Raw genomic sequence first — 2,576 nt, 5'->3', positions numbered from 1 at the left:
CCAATTTAAATTGGGCCACAAAATGTAATTGACCTGAACAAGTCTTTAAAAGGTTTATTTTTTATGCAATAAAGTACTCAAGGCTAAGAGAATAACAGAGCCAACTACAATACTGGCACCGACCAGAATAAAAAGGAGAGTAGAATATGGAATGGTTAAACGAAATATTGAAAGATGTTGAAGGTAAGGAAGAAATAATCAAGTCTATTAAAAAAGGGATAGGTGAAAACTTTGTATCTAAGGCAGATTTTAATGCAAAAAATGAAATGGTCAAGACATTAGAGCAGACAGTTAAAGATAGGGATGGGCAGTTAGAGACCTTGAAGAATTCTAAGGAGGATACAGAGACTTTAAAAGCTACGATTGAGACCTTACAAAAGGAAAATCAGGCTAACGAAGAAAACTACCAGGCAGATATAAAGGCTATGAAGTTGGATAGCGCTATAAAGATAGCTATAGCCGGTAAGGTACATGATGAAGAACTAGTTAGCGGTCTGTTCAATAAAGACACCTTAATTGTTGGAGATGATGGCAATATCATAGGTCTTGACGAGCAATTAAAGGGACTACAGAAGGATAAGGCATTCTTATTTAAGGCAAAAGATGAATCAAGTAATGATATATCTAGTGGTGTAGATTTTAAATTTGGTGCAGGTAAGAATGAACCTAAAGTAACAGAAAGTGCATTGAGTGATGCCTTTGGCTTACCAAGTAAAGAATAGAGAGGGGATAACACATGACTTATAATTACGCAGAAAGATTTGAAAAACAGATTGAAGCCAAGTATAAGCACGGCTTAACAAGTGCGGATATGGCGACTAATACAAAGTACAAGTTTATTGATGCACAGACAATAAAGATACCAACAGTAGCTGTAACAGGATATAAAGATCATAAGAGAGATGGTTCAGTTAATAAAGGAACTATTACAAATGAGTGGACACCATACAAATTGACACATGATAGAGACATATCATTTTATGTTGATGAGATGGACGTGGACGAATCTAATCAGGTAATAAGTGCTGCTAACATAACAGCAACATTTATGGAAGATCAGGCAATTCCTGAAACTGATGCATATAGATATTCAAAGTTGTATGCAGACGCAAAGAGTTACAGTGCGAAGATAGATAATACAGTATTGTCAGTTCAGAATATTCTAGAGGTATTTGACAAGGCTATGGAATATATGGATGAAGCGGGAGTTCCATCAGAAGGTAGAAAAATGAAGGTTACACCATCTGTATATACTATGCTTAAGAATGCTGAAAAAATTCAGAGAACCTTAGAGGTGACTGGTGGCGCTGATATTAACAGAAATGTTAGAAGCCTTGATGAAGTTGAAATACAAAAGGTTCCATCTGATAGATTTAAAACTATATATGATTTCAAGGATGGATTTGCACCAGGTGATTCAGCCAAGCAGATGCACATGATTATATATCATCCAACTGCAATAATTGCACCAGTAAAGGTGCAGGATGTATATTTATGGCCTAAGGGTTCAGATCCACAGGCAGCATTCGGTTGGTTGTATCAGAATAGATCATTTCAGGATTTATTCTTAATCAAGCAGAAAAAAGAGGGCGTGTATATAGTATCTGAACAGGAATAGGAGGTAAATCATGTACGCAATACTAGGAAATAGAGAACACAAGATAGATGAAGCTGATAAGGCAATCTACCTAGCTGAGGGCTACTCAATATATGATGATAGTTTTGACCTGGTAGATCAGCCAGGTCAGGATGCATCTAACGAGGAAATAGAAAAACTTAAGGCAGAGAATAAGAAGTTGAAGGCTGAAAATACTAAGCTTAAAAACAAGCTTAAGGCGGTCGAGGGTGAACCAGGGAGAAAGGAATCAGAGGGACAGTAAATATCTACTGTCCCTTTTATAATAAAGGACGGCGATAGATATGTATGCAACGATTGATGATTATATAAGACTAGGGTATGAAGAGTTAGAGGATAAGACAGAGGTGTATCTTGAAAGGGCATCAAGGCAGATTAATACAATTTGTTTTGGTCGCATAGAAGGGTGTGGATTTGATAATCTAACCAAGTATCAACAAGGGTTAATCAAAGAGGCTGTATGCTCACACGCAGAATTTTCTTATATTTACAAAGATTATTTAAGCACACCAGTTGCTAGCTTTTCAGTATCTAAGACATCTATTAATTTTGGTGATGTTTGGGACACTCTAAATGGGGTTAAAACATCTAGTCAGGTTATAGAACTTTTAAGAGGCACAGGGCTACTTTGCCGGGTACTGAGATGATTAAGTTCCCTACACCACCATCTTGGATATTAAACACGTCAATACAAATTATCGCTGAATTAGACGGTGAAGATGGTGTGGAAGAAAAAGTTATATTTGATGGGAGGGCTTACTATGAAGAGGGTGTAAGGCGTGTGGTAAATGAGAATAAGCAGATAGTAGAGCTATCTGGTTTGGCTATAGTTTATGACAATATAGTTTTTGATAAAGCATTTGTAAAGATTGATGGTAAAGAGAGAGTTATATATAAAACATCAAGACCCAAAAACCCTGATGGATCTGTTTATTCAACT

Annotated in this window: 5 protein-coding genes; all 5 read left to right on the top strand. The window is 36.5% G+C overall.

From position 1 onward, the window contains the following. Positions 1-146 precede the first annotated feature (146 nt). Entirely contained in the window at positions 147-722 is a 576-nt protein-coding gene (locus BMY82_RS09335) for a phage scaffolding protein (RefSeq protein ID WP_091976281.1), read from the top strand. 14 nt (positions 723-736) lie between these two features. Continuing rightward, positions 737-1,618: a capsid protein gene (locus BMY82_RS09330; protein ID WP_091976280.1), complete on the top strand. Its 882-nt coding sequence runs from the start codon at positions 737-739 to the stop codon at positions 1,616-1,618. Positions 1,619-1,628: 10 nt separating this feature from the next. After that, entirely contained in the window at positions 1,629-1,880 is a 252-nt protein-coding gene (locus BMY82_RS09325) for a hypothetical protein (protein ID WP_091976279.1), read from the top strand. Positions 1,881-1,920: 40 nt separating this feature from the next. Continuing rightward, entirely contained in the window at positions 1,921-2,283 is a 363-nt protein-coding gene (locus tag BMY82_RS09320) for a head-tail connector protein (protein ID WP_091976278.1), read from the top strand. After that, a partial coding sequence (locus BMY82_RS09315) for a hypothetical protein (protein WP_091976277.1) occupies positions 2,280-2,576 on the top strand: 297 nt, incomplete at its 3' end. The genes BMY82_RS09320 and BMY82_RS09315, both read left to right, overlap by 4 nt.

The organism is Peptostreptococcus russellii (genome assembly GCF_900110295.1).
Classification (GTDB): Bacteria; Bacillota; Clostridia; order Peptostreptococcales; family Peptostreptococcaceae; genus Peptostreptococcus; species Peptostreptococcus russellii_A.
The sequence above is the reverse complement of the archived record's forward strand: the minus strand, read 5'-3'. Positions and strand labels throughout refer to the sequence as shown.

What these genes read in the sequence shown, in the direction of transcription:
- BMY82_RS09330 (WP_091976280.1), top strand. Translation starts at nt 737, where the DNA reads ATGACTTATAATTACGCAGAAAGATTTGAAAAACAGATTGAAGCCAAG.
- BMY82_RS09335 (WP_091976281.1), top strand. Translation starts at nt 147, where the DNA reads ATGGAATGGTTAAACGAAATATTGAAAGATGTTGAAGGTAAGGAAGAA.
- BMY82_RS09320 (WP_091976278.1), top strand. Translation starts at nt 1,921, where the DNA reads ATGTATGCAACGATTGATGATTATATAAGACTAGGGTATGAAGAGTTA.
- BMY82_RS09325 (WP_091976279.1), top strand. Translation starts at nt 1,629, where the DNA reads ATGTACGCAATACTAGGAAATAGAGAACACAAGATAGATGAAGCTGAT.